This is a genomic window from Sutcliffiella tianshenii (genome assembly GCF_016908565.1).
In the GTDB taxonomy this organism is placed as follows: Bacteria; Bacillota; Bacilli; order Bacillales; family Bacillaceae_I; genus Sutcliffiella_A; species Sutcliffiella_A tianshenii.
In genome coordinates this window covers 104720-121053 of sequence record NZ_JAFBED010000002.1, presented here as the reverse complement: position 1 = coordinate 121053, position 16334 = coordinate 104720, and the positions used below count along the sequence as shown (strand labels likewise).

The following is a 16334-nucleotide window of genomic DNA, read 5'->3' as shown; positions in this document are numbered from 1 at the left end:
AAACCATCATTTAACAAGGTTCTTTAATCGATACACATAAGCCAAAATCTCTGCTACAGCCTGGAAATACTCCTCAGGGATGGAATCACCGATCTCGGATTGGCTATAGATCGCCCTGGCAAGCGGTTTGTTTTCCACTGTAGTAATGTTATGTTCTTTTGCCACTTCCCTGATTTTCAAAGCGACAAAATCAACCCCTTTAGCAAGCACATATGGTGCATCCCTTTTGTTCTCATCGTATTTCAGTGCGATGGCATAATGGGTTGGGTTAGTGATGATGACATCCGCTTGGGGGATATCCTGCATCATGCGCTGCATGGCCATCTCCCTTTGCTTCTGCTTGATCTTGGATTTGATCAGGGGATCACCTTCAGACTTCTTGTATTCATCTTTTATATCATTCTTGGACATCCTGATATTCTTTTCATAATCATATTTCTGATAAAGATAATCAAAGACTGATAGAAACAAAAGCCCAACACCTGCAATCAGTCCCATCCTGACTGTAAGGCTGCCGATGAATCCCAACGCTTCATGAATATTCATCTGGGACAGCATCAATATTTCCTCAAGGCTGAACCATAGCAGTGAAAAAGTGATAAGCCCCACAAAAAGGATCTTCAGCAATGATTTAACCAATTCGACGATGGCCCTTACGGAATAGATGCGCTTAAAACCCTGTATGGGATCGAGCTTATTCAATTTCATATGGATCGCTTCTGTCGAGAAAAGTGCGCCAACTTGAAGGAAATTTGCAATGACCGCTCCAACCATGGCAGCGAGCATGATAGGTCCGACAATCATGATGAGTTGCGTCAAGATATCCATGAATATCAAATGAACCTGTTCCACTGTCACTTCTTCAAGCATATAAACCTGAAACGCCTGAACAAACAGTGTCAGGATTTCCGTCTTCAGCCATGGTCCGATAAAGGAGAGACAAAGAAAAACAGCAATCAAGACAAAAGCCGTATTAACATCGGCACTTTTGGCAACCTGTCCCTTCTTTCTCGTATCCTGACGTTTCTTCGGTGTCGCCTTTTCCGTTTTCTCTCCTGAAAAAAACTGCAGGTCCAGTCTTAACAATGAAGCCATCTACAAACCTCCAAGCAACTCCATTAAACCTCTCATGGTATGAAGCATTAATTCGAACAATTGATAGAACAATGTAAAAAGGATGGTCATGGAGAAGATGATGGCAATAAAGCTCACCCCGATTTTCAATGGCAGACCGACAACAAATACGTTCAGTTGTGGGACTGTACGTGCAACGATCCCAAGTGCCACATCAACCAGAAAAAGAATCGCGACAATAGGAAATGCAAGTTGGAGGGCAATGACAAACATCATATTGACCGCTTTTAATACGTATTCCAATACCCGCTCGTCTCCAAGCGGCAGCCATGCCTGTGTGATGGATATCAGTTCATAGCTATAAAAAATCCCATCCAGCATCAAGTGATGACCATTTACACTCAAGAGCAGCAGCAAGGCAAACATATAGAAAAATTGTCCTATGATCGGGCTCTGAACACCTGTCTGAGGATCGATGACATTTGCAATCGCAAATCCCATCTGAAAATCTATAAATCCCCCCGCTATCTGTATGGCGGTCAAGATCATATAGGCAACCAGCCCGATTAACAGGCCGACCATCATTTCCTTCACCACCAGCATGATAAACATGCCATTGATTTCAATGAGGGGTAGCTCAAGGCTGAAAGACATCACCAATGCGAAAAAAAATCCGAGTCCCACTTTAAAAGTTGACGGCACACTCCGATAAGAAAAGAGAGGAAGTGTAACAAAAAAAGCTGTTACCCTTGTCAGGACCAGTAGGAATGCAGGAAAATAGTTCAATGATTCAAGCATTCTACTAACTCACAAACCGGTGCATATTATTGAAAATTTCCATCGCATAGGAAAGCATATTGGATAGCATCCATGGCCCGAATACAACAAGGCCTACGAGGACAGCAACAATTTTCGGAATAAAAGCAAGCGTCTGTTCCTGGATTTGGGTGGTAGCCTGAAAAATACTTACAACTAAGCCCACTACTAAAGCAAGGATCAAGAGAGGAGCGGAAATCAGCAAAATAGTATAAACTCCTCGTTCAGCCATGGATATTACGAATTCTGGGCTCATTTATTCGACACCTCTTCTAAAATGTTTGCAATAGTGATTTCACGACGATATACCAGCCATCAACAAGGACAAATAATAAAATTTTGAATGGCAGGGAGATCATTACCGGAGGAAGCATCATCATCCCCATCGACATCAGGACACTCGCCACTACCATATCAATCACAAGAAATGGAATGAATATCATAAATCCTATTTGAAAAGCTGTTTTCAATTCACTGATTGCAAAAGCCGGGACTAAAACGGTCAGTGGTATATCTTCAATGGATTCCGGTCTTTCCATTCCGGAATAATCCATAAATAATGCAAGATCTTTCTGTCTTGTATGCTTACTCATAAACTCCTTCATCGGCAACGCTGCCAATTCATATGCCTCATCAAGCGTAATTTCTTCATTAAATAACGGCTGAAGGGCCTGTTCATTCACCTCGGAAAAGGTCGGTGCCATGATGAAGAATGTCAAAAATAGAGATAATCCTATCAACACCTGGTTTGGCGGCATCTGCTGGGTTGCCAGGGATGTCCTTACGAAGGAAAGGACTATGATGATCCTTGTGAAACTGGTCATCAAAATCAGGATTGCCGGGGCCAGCGAGAAAACGGTCAATAATAATAAAAGCTGAACAGAAGTGGATACGGTTGAGGCATCATTGCCACTGAAGACTTCCATTAAATCTGTCATTGTCCCCGACCTTCCTTTTCATCCAACTCACTGATCTTCTTCTTTCTGTCCTGGGATAGTTGTCCAATTTGTTCTTTTAATAAGCTGGAAAACTGATTTGTATTACCCGTGCTTTTATTTAATGGAAGTTTGTTCATCCATTCTTTGAATGTTTCCTTAGTCAAAGGTGCCGCATCGGTTTTATTTTGGTATGCCTCCAGAAGCAGTTCCGCTTCTTTTTCATCCGTTATTTCTTTTAATAGATTGATGGAATCCCCGACTCCGACTACCAATATGCTATTGCCCACTTTTACAAGCTGAAGCGATTTGTTGTTGCCCAGGTTGGTTCCGCCGATATTCTCGACTGACCGACCGTTATCGAACCATTTATTGCGCTTATTGATAAATCGAAGTGCACAGTATATCAGCAGCAGTACAAATCCGAGCGCAAAGATCATTTTGACAAAATCCCATAAGGTAACGGTGGGTACACTTGTCTGGTTGACCATTTCCGTATCTTTGAATGATTCAGTCTGGTCCTTTTCAGTTGTTGCGGGCTTTTCCTTTTCATTGTTTTCCTTGAACATTTCATCCACCATCATGCTTCCTCCCTCTCCCTGCTGCGAGGCAGTGAATGGAGAGGGCAGAAGAAAGAATAGCAGAATGATAGCTATACTGATTTTTATCATGTTTGCATGCAAAGTTGACACTCCTAGGATAGAGTTTTGTGGATAGCTTCAATCACTCGATCCGCTTGGAATGGTTTGACGATAAAGTCTTTCGCGCCAGCTTGGATGGCATCGATGACCATTGCTTGCTGACCCATCGCAGAGCACATGATTACCTTGGCATTCGGATTGATCGCTTTAATTTCTTTCAGTGCAGTAATTCCGTCCATTTCCGGCATGGTGATGTCCATAGTGACCAGATCGGGATGATGTTCCTTGTACTTCTCGACAGCCTGGACACCATCAGCTGCTTCAGCCACCACTTCATATCCGTTTTTTGATAATATATCCTTGATCATCATTCTCATAAATGCTGCATCATCAACGATTAAAATGCGTTTGCTCATCTTGTTTTCCTCCTAGTAATCAACGAAGCTTTTTGATTCTATCTGTTTGACTTACAATATCTGTCACTCTCACACCAAAGCTTTCATCTATTACAACTACTTCCCCTTGTGCGATAAGCTTATTGTTCACTAATATATCAACAGGCTCTCCTGCCAACTTATCCAATTCGATTACAGAACCGGATGAAAGCTCCAGGATATCCTTGACCGAGCGCCTCGTCCTGCCAAGCTCTACTGTCACCTGCAACGGTATATCCATAAGCATATTTAAGTTATTCGGTTCTGCCTCCGCCACTGCAGCAGTTTCAAAGTTTGAGAAAACAGCAGGCTGGACATTGACGGTCTGCGCCGGATTGGTTGCAGCAGGTTGTGACACTTTTGCTTGCTGGTGATAGGTTATGTTTTCTGATGCATGTTGTGAATAGGCGTAAGAAGTATCCTCCGCTCTATGCTCCCTTTGTTCCAGATCCTCTTGTTTTGGAAAGGGTGTTGATGGCACATTTGGAGTAGCACCAACAGCTTCCTCTGCTTTCCTGTCCTTGGTCAATAATTCTTTTACAAGTTCTTTAGCAAAAGGAAAAGGAAGAATCTGCATGATGGATGAATCTATCAACCTTCCGATTCTTATGGAAAATGCAACCTTCACAAGGAGGTTATCTTCCGGCATCTGGTCTTTGCCTTCTCCTTCTTTGAAGTCGATCAGCAGTACTGCAGGCGGTGAGATATCGATTTTTTTCGAGAACACAGTCGACATCGAAGTTGCAGCAGAACCCATCATCTGGTTCATTGCCTCCTGTACTGCACTCAAGTGAATCTCATCAAACTCATGGGAAGGATTTTCCCCATTCCCGCCGAGCATCAAATCTGCTATTATAGCTGCATCCCTCTGCTCTACCACTAAAATATTCGAACCACTGAAGCCCTCTGTATAATTTACCCGGATAGCTACGTAAGGGTCTGGAAACTCTGCTTCCAATTGTTGTTTTTCTAGCAGGCTTACCATGGGTGTCGTGATTTCCACCTTCTGATTCAAGAGGGTGGATAAGGCTGTAGCAGAACTGCCAAAGGAAATGTTCCCGATTTCCCCCAGTGCGTCCTGCTCTAATGTCGAGAAGTGATCTTCTACATTTGGTGCAACAAAGAGGGGTTCTTCGTTGTCGTTATCTGAACCTCGAAGCAATGCATCAATTTCGTCCTGCGATAACATTCCATCACTCATCATCTTCGTATCCCTCCTTGATTTCCTTCATGATTTGTATGGCCATATTTTTCTTCACTTGACCCACCTGGGCCATAAAACTTGGTTTATTATCGACATTGACGATAATGGGCTGTTCAATCTTCTGATCTAGAGGCAATACGTCCCCTACACTTAAATCAAGAAGATCTGAAAATGTAATTTCCGATTTGCCAAGTTCCGCTATAATCGTCAATGTGGTAGCCTTGATCGCTTTTTGTAAAGATTCGACTTCATGATCCTGCCTGACTTTACGCTTATCCTCCATCCAATAATGTGCAGACAATTTCGGGATCACCGGCTCTAACACTACAAAAGGTATGCACACATTGATCATCCCCGTTATCTCGCCGATCGTGATGTTCATCGAAATGACGATTACTGTTTCATTTGGTGACACCATCTGCAGGAACTGTGGGTTTACTTCCAGGTCTGCCAAGAAAGGCTGTATATCTGCAATGGACTCCCATGCTTCACCGAAATTGTCAATCGCGCCTTCAAATAGGTTTGTCATGAGCTTTGTTTCAATTTCAGTCAGGCTGTCCACTTTATTGAAACTTGTACCTTTCCCCCCCAGTTGACGGTCAAGCATTGCATAGGCAATATTGGGATTGACCTCAAGTACCAGCCGACCTTCCAAAGGAGAAGCTTCAAAGACATTCAATATCGTCATCTTAGGTATGGATCGAATAAACTCTTCATAAGGCAACTGATCTACCGATGCCACATTGATCTGTATGTAGGTCCTTAATTGTGCCGAAAAATAAGTCGTCAACAATCTTGCAAAGTTCTCATGGATCCTGGTCAGGTTTCTGATCTGATCCTTGGAAAATCTTAAGGCTCGTTTGAAATCATACACTTTGACTCTTTTTACTTCATTTTCTTTTTTCAATTGATCGGCATTCATTTCTCCAGTCGAAAGTGCGGACAAAAGAGCATCGATCTCACTTTGCGACATCACTTCTGTAGACATACCCACCACCTCCTATCTTTGCGTGGTCTCTTGATGTTAGTCTTGAAGCAAAAAGGAAGTTGTGTAAACCTTAACAACCGATCCATCCTTCATCACTTCATTCAATTTGGTCTGTATATCCTGTTCTAGCTTCGCCAATCCTTCATTGCCGGCAAAATCGGAGGATTTTTTGTTCGAAATTTCATAGATAATAATATTCCGCACCTGAAAATCTCGCTTTTCCAGCTCTTCCCTGGCGTCTTTGCTATCTGTCTGCACCTTGAATTGCACCCGGAGATATCCGCCGCTTTGCAGATTTGTAGTTATTTCCTCTATATCCAAGGAGTGTTTCAAAATCTCATCTATCGATTCCTCGCCCGTTGTACCATCAGCATAGTAGACGTTTACCATTACAAGCGCAACCACTCCCAAAAGGGAAATGATCAACAAGATAATGATCATGGTATTCACTAATTTATTGCGAAACAATACCCTTACCCCCTATCACTTTCCTTGATGAATGCTTGTATAGAACTCTTTACAAAGAAGAATTACCTGATCCATCGTTTCAGTTACGATCAACTTTTTGCCATTATTAAGCGTAACCATCGTATCCGGGGTTTCTTCGACTTGCTCAATCAGCCAGGCATTCAAGGCAAAGGACTTACCATTCAATTTTGTCAGTTTAATCATTATAGAGGGGCCAGTTCAGCTTAGCCTGGCCCAATCCCCCTTTAGCGTTTTAGATTGACAAGCTCTTGCAGGATTTCATCAGATGTAGTGATGATCCTTGTATTGGCTTGGAATCCTCTTTGCGCAGTGATCATTTCTGTAAATTCTTCCGATAGATCGACGTTTGACATTTCCAATGTACCTGAAATGATTGCCGCAGCTCCATCCGCTCCGGGACGGAACATCTCAGCCAGCTGGATGCCGTCGCCATTTTTATCCATCGTCCCTGAGTTATTGGACTGTTGGAAAAGGTTTTCACCTATACGCTCCAATCCGGAAGCGTTAGGAAACTTGGCCAACATCACTTGACCCGCCACTTTCAATTGTCCGAACTGGTCGATGAAGCTAACTTTTCCATCACCGGAAATACTGAAGCTTCTGGCATTAGGTGGAATCTGGATCAGCCCGGGACCTCCGCTTAAAGAGTCGCTCCATGAAGGCATTTGGACCATTTCTGCTTTGGCTACGAAGTTTTCAAAGCTTTTATATTCTGTATCAAGGCTTTCTTTGATAGATTGGGCGTAATAAACCAAGTCAGATAATTCGTTTTCTTTAGCACCTGCTGGAACAGGCAGTGTACCGCTGTATTGCTGTACAATTGGATCCACCAGTTGATACACCACTTCACCCGTATCTTCAATGAAGGTATTTATATCTTCATTTAACAACCGACCTGATACTATGAAGTTTTCAATTTGATTATTATAAGTTGTACTAAAGTAAGAATTAAATTGATTCGCTGCATTGTTTCGTGCTGTTTCAGCCGCTTCCATCGCAGCAAACAGCTGTGGATCAGCACCCTCCAAAGCATCACTAGCCTTCTTTGCATCTTGATAAGTGCGCTCCGCTTCCAAGTAAGCACTAGCGAGCTTCAAGAACTTTGTAGTATCTGTTCTGAAATCCTGATACTGTCCAAAAAAGTTCTCTGCGCTGTTCAAAGCTGCATTAGAGGCATTTACAATTGCATCAGTCGGAATCGTTTTTTCCCCTGTTTCCCCAATCAAGTACATCCCATTGGAATTGACGATATACCCATTGTTGTCCATATAGAAATTGCCTGCTCTTGTATAATTCATCGCAACAGCATTATCAATCCCACCGCCAAGGATCCGATTATCCCCATATTCAGTATTGGAGTCCACATTCACCCTGGTAACATCTGCGATAGAAGCAACGGCAAAGTATCCATCTCCTGAGAGAGCCAGATCAAGTGGTCTTGCAGTCGTCTGCAATGAGCCTTGTGTTTGGATGGAATCAATGGTACTGATCATCGAACCTAATCCGATCTGCTTTGCATTGATTCCGCCTTTACCTGCTGCCGGACCGCTCGCACCTGAAAGCTGCTGAACCATCATTTCCTGAAAAGTTGCTCTTCCCTTTTTAAATCCGTACGTATTTACATTGGCGATATTGTTTCCGATCACATCTAATTTTGTCTGAAAGTTTCTTAATGCTCCAATACTTGAATACATGGAACGTAACATGGTGATTCCCCCTCTATCTTATCTAAAGTCATTGAGATATTTTCGTAATGGCGTCAAGCGGTATCTTTTCATTCACAAGGCTTGGGTCGTCAACAATCAAAAAGGTCTTGCCACCCTTCGATACGACAGAGTTTACAATAAGATTTTCATAGTTTTTCCCATTGAAAAGGAGTGAAACTTTTTTATCGATCAAATGGCTCGCTTGCAATAGGGTAGAATTGTTTTGAATAGATTCATCAGGCTGAGTGACCTTTACTAGCTGCTCCAGGGAAATTTCACTTCCGTCATTTGTAATCAGTTTTGCGTTCCCTTCATTCATGGAGATACTTGTGACAGTTCCTGTTTTTGTTTCCACAAAAGGCTCTTCATCAACATAATAGACCTCCTGCCACGTCACTTCAGAACCTAAATACTGCTGCATGGCTAAAGCCTGCTGCTTGTTTTGGCTTTTGATGAAGCCTTCCATGCTCTTGTTGAGATTTGTCATCTGTTCCAAGGAGGAAAAGGTGGCCATCTGGGCGATGAACTCCCTGTCCTCCATCGGATTCATGGGGTCCTGGTTTTGCAGCTGAGCCATCAATAATCTCAGGAAGTCATCTTTACCAAGTACATTGTTTTGTTTTTTGCTTTCCACTTGACGATTTTGAATATATAAGTCGGAAGATACACTCGTCATTGTCATTGTCCTTCACCTGCACGATCCTTGATATCGATTTCCTCTGAAAGTATTTCATCAAAAGATTTTTCAGTAGGTTCTTTTTCTTTCCTGCCATTTGCAGAAGAATCTTTAAAAGCCTGCTGTTCCTCCTGATTTCTCCCTTGTTGGAAAAAGCGCGGCTCCTGCTCCTGATAGACGACTTCTATTTTGTCCACAGGTATATTGGCATTGACTAAATTCTGTTTAAGTGTGGCTAATCCACTTTCAAGCAGAGTGGCGCTTGATTTGGAATGCGCGACCAATTTTGCAACAAGTCCATGTTGTGTTTCCTGTAATTTAATATGTAATGTGCCTAGATGTTCAGGTGTCAACCGGATGGTGATCTGCTGGTTTCCATTTACGAAGCTTGTTTGGCTCTTGGAAAGAATGCCTTCCAATTTCTGAATCAGCTGATCCCTTGCAACCTGATTTGTTGATGTATCAACCACCCACTGGACGGTTGCTGGTTTCGGTTGCTGCAGATGGTTGATTGAAATAGGACCGACTGAAACGTTTTCTGAGATAAAATGTTGGAATGGAAAGCTTTTTACATTGGCAGTGTCTGTTCTTCCTGTTTGTTTCTCTGTTACCTGAAAGATTTTTGCGAATTTCTTTTCGATCAGAATCATCAGCTCCTTCAGGTCTGCTTGTTGTTTGACATTCTGCGGCTGTGAATTTCCTGATTTCCCTTCCTTCCATTCTTTTGTAAAAAGAAGTAGTTTATTGGTTAACATCGCCATTCTTTCAAAGACATTCTCACCCATCTCTGCTGGAACAGCCTGTTGCTGTTGAATTTGAGTCAATGTCGACGATAGCTCCAAGAATTGATGGATAAAACCGAAATATTCCTCAGATGAGAGTTCCTCTTCTAAACTATTGAGAAGGGAGATTTCCAAATGTAGGAGTTCCTCCAAGTCTTCTATGTTTTTAAGAGTGTTACTTATTTCTGAATGTAAAGCCATTTCTTTTCCTAGACCGGCAGGAGATGCAGTAAGCTCTTCCAATAATGTCGAAATATTTTCGGATAAAAGACGATGAAACTCTCCAGCTTCAGACGCTTCAACTTCGGTTCTTGCAGTGCCCTCCACTTTTTGCTGTTTTGCATGGAGCATTTCCCCTACTTGGGTGGTGCCTAAAAACATCAACTTCACTCATCCCTTTCACATCTTGCTATTCTTCCTCTGCAAGAAGCTTTGTAAATCTCGCAGCTTGATCCGCTTCCATCTGGCCCAAAATCCCAGATTTCTTGGCAACGCTAAGGTCCCTAAGAATAAGCAATGCCATCTCTTCCTCTAATTCCTTGATGATCGCGGCTGCTTTTTTTGTCGACATTCTTTCATAAAGGGCTGCAAGTTCTTTGGTCGAAGACTTTATTTCCTGCTCCTGCGCTTCCAAATCCCTGATTCGGTCATTAGCCTGCTCCAACTCTGCAACCAGCTTGGTTATCTCCCGTTCTTTATCACTGATTTCCCTTTCAAGCATGAGAACCTCTTGTTTTGTCTCAGGCTTAGTCTCATCCTTTTTATTAGGGGGATTTTCGTCCTTCCCAGCTATAGGCTCTTCATTCCCGGCTTGGTCCTTCGGAAGGAATGTCTGGGCCAGGTCAAAGACATTGGTGCCTTGAAACGTCAGTATAGCCAGCACCAACGTTAACAGGAACAATACAGGGAAAATAAATAAGTATAAAAGTTTCTGCAGAAAAGTATAATTCTGTTTTTCTTCCTCTTGGATCATTTGCTGTTTTTCTTTTTTCATCGCTACTTCACCTATTCGTGTGATGCGTATAGTGAAGGATCGACATCTCATCTATGAATGAGGTCTCAATCCTGTTTTCATTTTGTTTTATGAAAAGCTTTTGCTTGTCATCAAGCACTTCATATTTCCTGCACTCGATCGATTGTTCCTTTAATCTTTCCTCTTTCAGATTCATAAAAGCGCGGGCATGGCTTACTTTCCGTTGCTGATTCAGTACATTCTTCTCCAGATTCCCGATAAAAAACTGCTGTTGTTTCAAATTTTCAATCGGGATGCCGTGCTGAAGCCGATCCTGAAGTGTACCTTCAAGCTGCTCTTTCCGTTTCAGAAGATCGTAAAGCTTGTGGCCTTCGTCTTCGAATTGCGAGATGGCTTCCTGGTATTCTGTACTGGCAAGCTCCTTTTCGGCCTTTTTCACAAACAGGATCTTTTCCAAGCGGCCTTTTCTAACTTCCATCTGATCACCCTATTTCATCAGGTTAATAAGCTCTGTCTTTGTTTGAGTAAAACTCCATTTAGATTCAACATCTTGTTTTAGAAATTGAATGATCGTGGGAAATGCCCCAATGGCATCATCAATTTCTCTGGATGTACCACGCTTGTATGCCCCTATGTTAATCAAGTCTTCCGCCTGATAATATTTGGAGAGTTTCTCACGCATGTACTCAGCTGCCTGCTTATGATCCTTGCTTACAATGTTGTTCATCACACGGCTGACACTTTTCAGCACATTGATTGCAGGATATTGGCCTTTATTTGCAAGCTCTCTATCTAAAACAAAATGTCCATCCAAAATTCCTCTGACAGTATCTGCAATCGGTTCGTTCATGTCATCTCCATCCACAAGCACCGTGTAAAATGCGGTAATGGAACCATGTTCATTGGTGCCCGTCCGCTCGAGCAGTTTAGGCAGCATCGAGAAAACGGAAGGGGTATATCCTTTTGTCGTCGGTGGCTCACCGATTGCGAGTCCTACCTCGCGTTGCGCCATCGCAAAGCGTGTGACAGAATCCATCATCAGCATCACATTATAACCTGCATCCCTGAAGAACTCTGCTATGGCAGTGGCAGTGTAAGCCCCTTTTATCCTCATCAAGGCTGGCTGATCGGAGGTTGCCACCACTATGATGGAACGTTTTAAGCCTTCTGCGCCTAGATCGCGCTCAAGAAAGTCCCTTACTTCCCTGCCGCGCTCCCCGATCAGTGCAATCACATTGATATCCGCAAACGTATTTCTCGCTATCATTCCAAGCAGGGTACTCTTTCCGACACCACTCCCAGCAAAAATGCCGATCCTCTGGCCTTTACCCACTGTCAGAAGACCATCTATGATCTTCACTCCCACTTCCAGTTCTTCTGTAATGGAAGGTCTTGTCATGGGGTTAGGAGGTGCCTGGTCGGTAGGATATCTTCCAAGCCCTATCGGCATCTCAACCGTAGGATCCAGCGGGTTCCCCATTGCATCCAGAACCATGCCTCGGAGACCTTCTCCTATCTTAATCTCCAATGGATGATTGGTCGCCTCCACCATACATCCAGGACCGATATCCTGAATGTCAGTAAAGGGCATCAGGATTACATGTTCATCCCTGAAGCCGACAACCTCCGCCTGTACAACCCTTCGCTTCTTGCGGTCAATGATGATATTACAAACATCTCCTATCGAACTTTCAGGGCCTTTGGATTCTATCATCAGTCCAATCACCCTTTTAACTTTTCCATAGCGTTTGTAAGAGTCCATGCCATCAATTTCTTGCAGTAGCTCTTCTAGAATCATCATTGTTTGCCTCCGGTTTGACTAATTGCAGCAATTTATCCTTGATTTCCGTCAGTTGAGTCTGTACGGATATTTCCATCCTTCCAGCAGAGGAATCAATCCAGCATCCGTCTGGAGCCAATTCTGCTTCCGGATAGATCAATAAGTCATACTGACTGTTAATGATATTTTGCAGATGTTGTTTATTTTGAATAAGAAGTGGGTATTGATGTGTACTTACATAAATTTTCACTTCTTCTTTCTCTTTTACTTCCTTAAGGGCCGTTTGAACCATTCTCATATAGGCTTCTACGTCTCTTTCCAATTCATAGCCAAGGATTTTTTCCGATACTTTTATGCTGATGCTCATGATCGTTTCAATGGAACTGTCTAGCTTTTTTTGGTGTTCTGATTTGCTTAGTTCCACTGTATGTTTTGCTTGCAGACATAAGTTTTCATATTCTGAAAGCGCCTCTGTCTTACCAGCTTGGTAACCTTGTTCATAGCCTTCATTGGATGCTCTATCAATCAATCGCTGTTTTTCTTCTTCCCAGACTTGTTTTTCCTGCGCAATTACACAAAGGATCTTTTCTTTCTCTTTTTCTGTGGCCTTCATTATCTTGGCTGCCTCATCCTTGGCTTCTTGGACAATTTTGTTTATCTGCTCAATCGATTGTCGTTGGACAGCAGCTTGCTGCCCATCATCCTGTATGGGGAAAATAGGAGCAACTTTAATTGACACTCTATCTGTCTCTTCAATATTAAAAAGGGAGGATTTGATCAATCTAGACAATGATGTCATCTCCTCCACCACGAGCGATGACTATTTCCCCTGCTTCTTCAAGCTTTCGAATGATTCCTACAATCCTCGATTGGGCTTCTTCCACATCCTTAAGACGTACCGGCCCCATATATTCCATATCGTCTTTCATCGTTTCTACCATTCTCTTCGACATATTCTTGAAGACTATTTCTTTCACTTCTTCACTTGCCACCTTTAATGCGAGCATCAAATCTTCATTTTCAACATCCCTGATGACTCGCTGAATCGCCATGTTGTCGAGGGTCACAATATCTTCGAAGACAAACATGCGTTTCTTGATTTCCTCGGCAAGCTCCGGATCCTGGATTTCAAGTGCATCCAGAATGGTTCTTTCCGTACTTCTATCAACCTGATTCAATACATCCACCACAGAATCGATACCTCCGGTAATTGTGTAATCCCTTGTAACTGTAGTGGAAAGCTTGCGTTCAAGGATCTGTTCGACCTCATTGATGATTTCAGGTGATGTACTGTCCATCACTGCAATCCTTTTGGCGATATCTGCCTGAAGCTCCTGCGGCAGCTCCGAGAGTATCTGGCCGGATTTTGTGGGCTCGAGATACGATAATACGAGAGCGATGGTCTGCGGATGCTCATTCTGGATGAAATTCAAGATCTGGGATGCATCCGCTTTTCTTGCAAAATCAAACGGTTTTACCTGAAGGGACGAAGTCAGCCTTGTAATGATTGCATTTGCCTGTTCTTTTCCCAATGCCTTCTCAAGCACCGTTTTTGCATAATTGATTCCACCCTGTGATATGTAATCCTGTGCAAGCGCTATTTGGTGGAACTCCTCCAACACATCTTCTTTGATGTGTGAATCGACTGTCCTTACTCCTGAAATCTCTAAAGTCAGCTTTTCAATTTCATCCTCCGACAGATGCTTATAGACGGAGGCGGATACATCTGGCCCAAGTGAGATTAATAAAATGGCAGCCTTTTGTTTGTTGCTGAAAGATTTGCTTGTATTCGCTTTCGCCATTTATTGAACCACCTTATCTTTATTCTGATAACCAAGATCTTAATAGTTTTGCAAATTCGTCCGGCTTTTCTTTCGCCATTTTTTCGAGCTGCTTACGGCGGGCCGATCCTTCTGATTCTTTAGCGTTATTATTGATGTCCGGAATATTAATCCTTGTGATTTCTTCCTCAATAATCAATTCTTCCTCTTCTTCCTCTTTCTTGCGACGCATCAACAGGAAGATCAAGAGAAGGATGATGACAACAAGCACCCCTCCGACCACATACATCCAAAACGTAATGATAGGAGTGGACGTTTCTTCAAATTGAGCTTTTCCATTGAAGGTTTGGACCGATACCACTACCTTATCTTCAATGTCCATATCAGGATTTTCAGCCAGTGCTTGCTTATCAATGGACGTTCTTACAATAGTTCCCAGTATTTGCCTGATCTCATCGACTGTACCGTTCTGCATGGACAGCGGATCATCTGCTACAGGGGGTTCCACCATTACCTGAATACCCATGTCACGGATCTTATAAGGGCTTTCCACTATTTCCTTCCTGATCCGGTTTACATCATTATTGATTCTTTCTTCCATTTTTTCATAATCGCCACTGCCGTTTGCACCACCTGCAATATAGGCAGGGACATCAGCTTCACCGGCCCCTGTCACACCGCCAGCTTCCCCTTCAGAGCCTGTATAGGTCTCTGTTATTCTTTCGACACTGATGGCGATTCCTTCCATATTGTCGGGATCTACAGGCTCTACAAGGTTTTCTTCCCTGTTTTCCTGTGTGAAATCAATATCGGTCGTAACTGACACTACAACCTTGTTTTGTCCCATCATCATCCCAAGCATCTGTTGTACCTGACGCTGGATATCCCTTTCAATCTCTTTCTTCAATTCCAATTGACTGCCGACATTCAAAATATTTCCTGAATTTTGATTATTTGCAAGGTCATAGTACTCAAAATTCTGATTCATGATGACGATATTATCAGTAGACAGATTGGGGATACTTTTTGACACCAAATGGTACAAGGAATTTATTTGCGCCTGGTCGAACTGATAGCCCGGTTCTGTATCCAATACGATGGACGCAGAAGCTTCCTGTACTGCATCGCGGACGAACACACCTTCCTGCGGCATTGTGATCATCACTTGTGCATCTTTGACACCTTCTATGCTTTTGACCAAATTTGCAAGCTCTGTCTGCATGGCGTCGAGTTTCATAATCTGAAATTCATTGTCGGTCATCCCGAACCCGGATCTTTCCCCGAAAAAACCGTAGTCGATACTGCCGCTTTTCGGGACACCTTCTGCAGCGAGATCCACTTTCAGGCCATCCACTGTTTCTTGTGGGACCAGGATTGCTGTACCGTTATCTGTAATTTGCGACGGAATTCCTCTTGTATCAAGCACTTCTTTGATTTGTCCTGTTTCCTGAGGTGTCAGGTCCTTATAAAGCGGTGCCATATCCGTCCTTGTCATGAAATAAGTGATTGCAGTCAATGCAAGTATCCCGACGACTGCACTCGTAATGATAGCCGTTTTTTGGGTTTTCCCTTTGCTTCTCCAAAAGGTGCTGGTTCTATTTTTTATATCAAGTAATTTTTCTTTCATTCTGTCAATTCCCCCGGTTATTATCTTGCAGCACATTTATGCAGTAAATAACCGCATTTATTTGTCATTTTCTCTATCGGTAAATGTATAAGGTGTTACTGGCAGACTTGGAAATGAATCTATTATACTTGCATTCGCATTATTTCCTGATAGGCTTCAATGCCTTTGTTCCTGACTTCCATTGTCAATTGAAGTGCAACGCTCGCTTTTTGCTGGGCGATCAAAACATCGTGCAACTCGACTCCCTCGTTGTTCACGAGCTTCCTTGTGACTTCATTTGAAGCGATTTGAGAATTATTGACTTCATTTAAAGCATCTTTTAAATAGCCGGAAAACTGCTGATGCACATCACCACTGGTTTTCTTCGTTAATTCAGTTGCTTGCATGATTGGAGCCTGGTTGGAAATTTTCGAGATCATTTGTATTCA

At 42.8% G+C, this 16334-nt stretch carries 20 protein-coding genes; all 20 read right to left on the bottom strand.

Annotated features, from left to right (window positions below; all coding sequences use genetic code 11):
• Nucleotides 1-6 precede the first annotated feature (6 nt).
• Nucleotides 7-1095, bottom strand: a complete 1089-nt coding sequence (flhB, locus tag JOC95_RS04135) for a flagellar biosynthesis protein FlhB (RefSeq protein ID WP_204413705.1) — start codon at nucleotides 1093-1095, stop codon at nucleotides 7-9.
• The gene (gene fliR, locus JOC95_RS04130) at nucleotides 1096-1872 is read right to left on the bottom strand and encodes a flagellar biosynthetic protein FliR (protein ID WP_204413703.1); all 777 of its coding nucleotides are present in this window, start codon (nucleotides 1870-1872) and stop codon (nucleotides 1096-1098) included.
• 4 nt (nucleotides 1873-1876) lie between these two features.
• A complete protein-coding gene (gene fliQ, locus JOC95_RS04125) occupies nucleotides 1877-2146 on the bottom strand; it encodes a flagellar biosynthesis protein FliQ (protein WP_204413701.1) in 270 nt (89 codons plus the stop codon).
• Nucleotides 2147-2162: 16 nt separating this feature from the next.
• A complete protein-coding gene (fliP, locus tag JOC95_RS04120) occupies nucleotides 2163-2828 on the bottom strand; it encodes a flagellar type III secretion system pore protein FliP (RefSeq protein ID WP_204413699.1) in 666 nt (221 codons plus the stop codon).
• Nucleotides 2825-3508 carry a flagellar biosynthetic protein FliO gene (locus tag JOC95_RS04115; protein ID WP_204413697.1) on the bottom strand — a complete coding sequence of 228 codons (684 nt, stop codon included), beginning with the start codon at nucleotides 3506-3508 and terminating at the stop codon, nucleotides 2825-2827. The genes fliP and JOC95_RS04115 overlap by 4 nt, the downstream gene beginning before the upstream one ends.
• Before the next feature lie 11 nt (nucleotides 3509-3519).
• Nucleotides 3520-3882, bottom strand: coding sequence for a response regulator (locus tag JOC95_RS04110; protein WP_204413695.1), 363 nt, complete (start codon nucleotides 3880-3882; stop codon nucleotides 3520-3522).
• Between the two features lie 19 nt (nucleotides 3883-3901).
• Nucleotides 3902-5104 carry a flagellar motor switch phosphatase FliY gene (gene fliY, locus JOC95_RS04105; RefSeq protein WP_204413693.1) on the bottom strand — a complete coding sequence of 401 codons (1203 nt, stop codon included), beginning with the start codon at nucleotides 5102-5104 and terminating at the stop codon, nucleotides 3902-3904.
• A complete protein-coding gene (fliM, locus tag JOC95_RS04100; protein WP_204413692.1) occupies nucleotides 5094-6092 on the bottom strand; it encodes a flagellar motor switch protein FliM in 999 nt (332 codons plus the stop codon). The genes fliY and fliM overlap by 11 nt, the downstream gene beginning before the upstream one ends.
• 36 nt (nucleotides 6093-6128) lie before the next feature.
• The gene (fliL, locus tag JOC95_RS04095; RefSeq protein WP_204413691.1) at nucleotides 6129-6560 is read right to left on the bottom strand and encodes a flagellar basal body-associated protein FliL; all 432 of its coding nucleotides are present in this window, start codon (nucleotides 6558-6560) and stop codon (nucleotides 6129-6131) included.
• Between the two features lie 15 nt (nucleotides 6561-6575).
• A complete protein-coding gene (locus JOC95_RS04090) occupies nucleotides 6576-6764 on the bottom strand; it encodes a flagellar FlbD family protein (RefSeq protein WP_204413690.1) in 189 nt (62 codons plus the stop codon).
• A 41-nt stretch (nucleotides 6765-6805) separates the two neighbouring features.
• A complete protein-coding gene (locus JOC95_RS04085) occupies nucleotides 6806-8287 on the bottom strand; it encodes a flagellar hook-basal body complex protein (RefSeq protein ID WP_204413689.1) in 1482 nt (493 codons plus the stop codon).
• A gap of 28 nt (nucleotides 8288-8315) precedes the next feature.
• Complete coding sequence (flgD, locus tag JOC95_RS04080) at nucleotides 8316-8969, bottom strand: flagellar hook assembly protein FlgD (protein ID WP_204413688.1); 654 nt, start codon at nucleotides 8967-8969, stop codon at nucleotides 8316-8318.
• Entirely contained in the window at nucleotides 8966-10126 is a 1161-nt protein-coding gene (locus tag JOC95_RS04075) for a flagellar hook-length control protein FliK (RefSeq protein ID WP_239582727.1), read from the bottom strand. The genes flgD and JOC95_RS04075 overlap by 4 nt, the downstream gene beginning before the upstream one ends.
• A 28-nt stretch (nucleotides 10127-10154) precedes the next feature.
• Nucleotides 10155-10739, bottom strand: a complete 585-nt coding sequence (locus JOC95_RS04070) for a MotE family protein (RefSeq protein WP_204413686.1) — start codon at nucleotides 10737-10739, stop codon at nucleotides 10155-10157.
• 7 nt (nucleotides 10740-10746) lie between these two features.
• Nucleotides 10747-11196: a flagellar export protein FliJ gene (gene fliJ, locus JOC95_RS04065; RefSeq protein ID WP_204413685.1), complete on the bottom strand. Its 450-nt coding sequence runs from the start codon at nucleotides 11194-11196 to the stop codon at nucleotides 10747-10749.
• A 9-nt stretch (nucleotides 11197-11205) separates the two neighbouring features.
• Nucleotides 11206-12516: a flagellar protein export ATPase FliI gene (gene fliI / locus JOC95_RS04060; RefSeq protein WP_204414671.1), complete on the bottom strand. Its 1311-nt coding sequence runs from the start codon at nucleotides 12514-12516 to the stop codon at nucleotides 11206-11208.
• Complete coding sequence (fliH, locus tag JOC95_RS04055) at nucleotides 12485-13288, bottom strand: flagellar assembly protein FliH (RefSeq protein WP_204413683.1); 804 nt, start codon at nucleotides 13286-13288, stop codon at nucleotides 12485-12487. Before fliH ends, fliI begins: the two co-directional genes overlap by 32 nt.
• On the bottom strand, nucleotides 13281-14300 hold the full coding sequence (gene fliG, locus JOC95_RS04050; protein ID WP_204413681.1) for a flagellar motor switch protein FliG: 1020 nt from the start codon (nucleotides 14298-14300) through the stop codon (nucleotides 13281-13283). The genes fliH and fliG overlap by 8 nt, the downstream gene beginning before the upstream one ends.
• Before the next feature lie 19 nt (nucleotides 14301-14319).
• Nucleotides 14320-15906 carry a flagellar basal-body MS-ring/collar protein FliF gene (fliF, locus tag JOC95_RS04045; protein ID WP_204413680.1) on the bottom strand — a complete coding sequence of 529 codons (1587 nt, stop codon included), beginning with the start codon at nucleotides 15904-15906 and terminating at the stop codon, nucleotides 14320-14322.
• A gap of 122 nt (nucleotides 15907-16028) precedes the next feature.
• Nucleotides 16029-16325, bottom strand: coding sequence for a flagellar hook-basal body complex protein FliE (gene fliE, locus JOC95_RS04040; RefSeq protein WP_204413679.1), 297 nt, complete (start codon nucleotides 16323-16325; stop codon nucleotides 16029-16031).
• Between the last annotated feature and the right edge of the window lie 9 nt (nucleotides 16326-16334).

What these genes read in the sequence shown, in the direction of transcription:
- fliM (WP_204413692.1), bottom strand. Translation starts at nt 6,092, where the DNA reads ATGTCTACAGAAGTGATGTCGCAAAGTGAGATCGATGCTCTTTTGTCC.
- fliJ (WP_204413685.1), bottom strand. Translation starts at nt 11,196, where the DNA reads ATGGAAGTTAGAAAAGGCCGCTTGGAAAAGATCCTGTTTGTGAAAAAG.
- flgD (WP_204413688.1), bottom strand. Translation starts at nt 8,969, where the DNA reads ATGACAATGACGAGTGTATCTTCCGACTTATATATTCAAAATCGTCAA.
- fliP (WP_204413699.1), bottom strand. Translation starts at nt 2,828, where the DNA reads ATGACAGATTTAATGGAAGTCTTCAGTGGCAATGATGCCTCAACCGTA.
- flhB (WP_204413705.1), bottom strand. Translation starts at nt 1,095, where the DNA reads ATGGCTTCATTGTTAAGACTGGACCTGCAGTTTTTTTCAGGAGAGAAA.
- fliQ (WP_204413701.1), bottom strand. Translation starts at nt 2,146, where the DNA reads ATGAGCCCAGAATTCGTAATATCCATGGCTGAACGAGGAGTTTATACT.
- fliF (WP_204413680.1), bottom strand. Translation starts at nt 15,906, where the DNA reads ATGAAAGAAAAATTACTTGATATAAAAAATAGAACCAGCACCTTTTGG.
- fliI (WP_204414671.1), bottom strand. Translation starts at nt 12,516, where the DNA reads ATGATTCTAGAAGAGCTACTGCAAGAAATTGATGGCATGGACTCTTAC.
- fliE (WP_204413679.1), bottom strand. Translation starts at nt 16,325, where the DNA reads ATGATCTCGAAAATTTCCAACCAGGCTCCAATCATGCAAGCAACTGAA.
- fliG (WP_204413681.1), bottom strand. Translation starts at nt 14,300, where the DNA reads ATGGCGAAAGCGAATACAAGCAAATCTTTCAGCAACAAACAAAAGGCT.
- JOC95_RS04085 (WP_204413689.1), bottom strand. Translation starts at nt 8,287, where the DNA reads ATGTTACGTTCCATGTATTCAAGTATTGGAGCATTAAGAAACTTTCAG.
- JOC95_RS04110 (WP_204413695.1), bottom strand. Translation starts at nt 3,882, where the DNA reads ATGAGCAAACGCATTTTAATCGTTGATGATGCAGCATTTATGAGAATG.
- JOC95_RS04070 (WP_204413686.1), bottom strand. Translation starts at nt 10,739, where the DNA reads ATGAAAAAAGAAAAACAGCAAATGATCCAAGAGGAAGAAAAACAGAAT.
- JOC95_RS04075 (WP_239582727.1), bottom strand. Translation starts at nt 10,126, where the DNA reads ATGTTTTTAGGCACCACCCAAGTAGGGGAAATGCTCCATGCAAAACAG.
- JOC95_RS04090 (WP_204413690.1), bottom strand. Translation starts at nt 6,764, where the DNA reads ATGATTAAACTGACAAAATTGAATGGTAAGTCCTTTGCCTTGAATGCC.
- fliY (WP_204413693.1), bottom strand. Translation starts at nt 5,104, where the DNA reads ATGATGAGTGATGGAATGTTATCGCAGGACGAAATTGATGCATTGCTT.
- fliR (WP_204413703.1), bottom strand. Translation starts at nt 1,872, where the DNA reads ATGCTTGAATCATTGAACTATTTTCCTGCATTCCTACTGGTCCTGACA.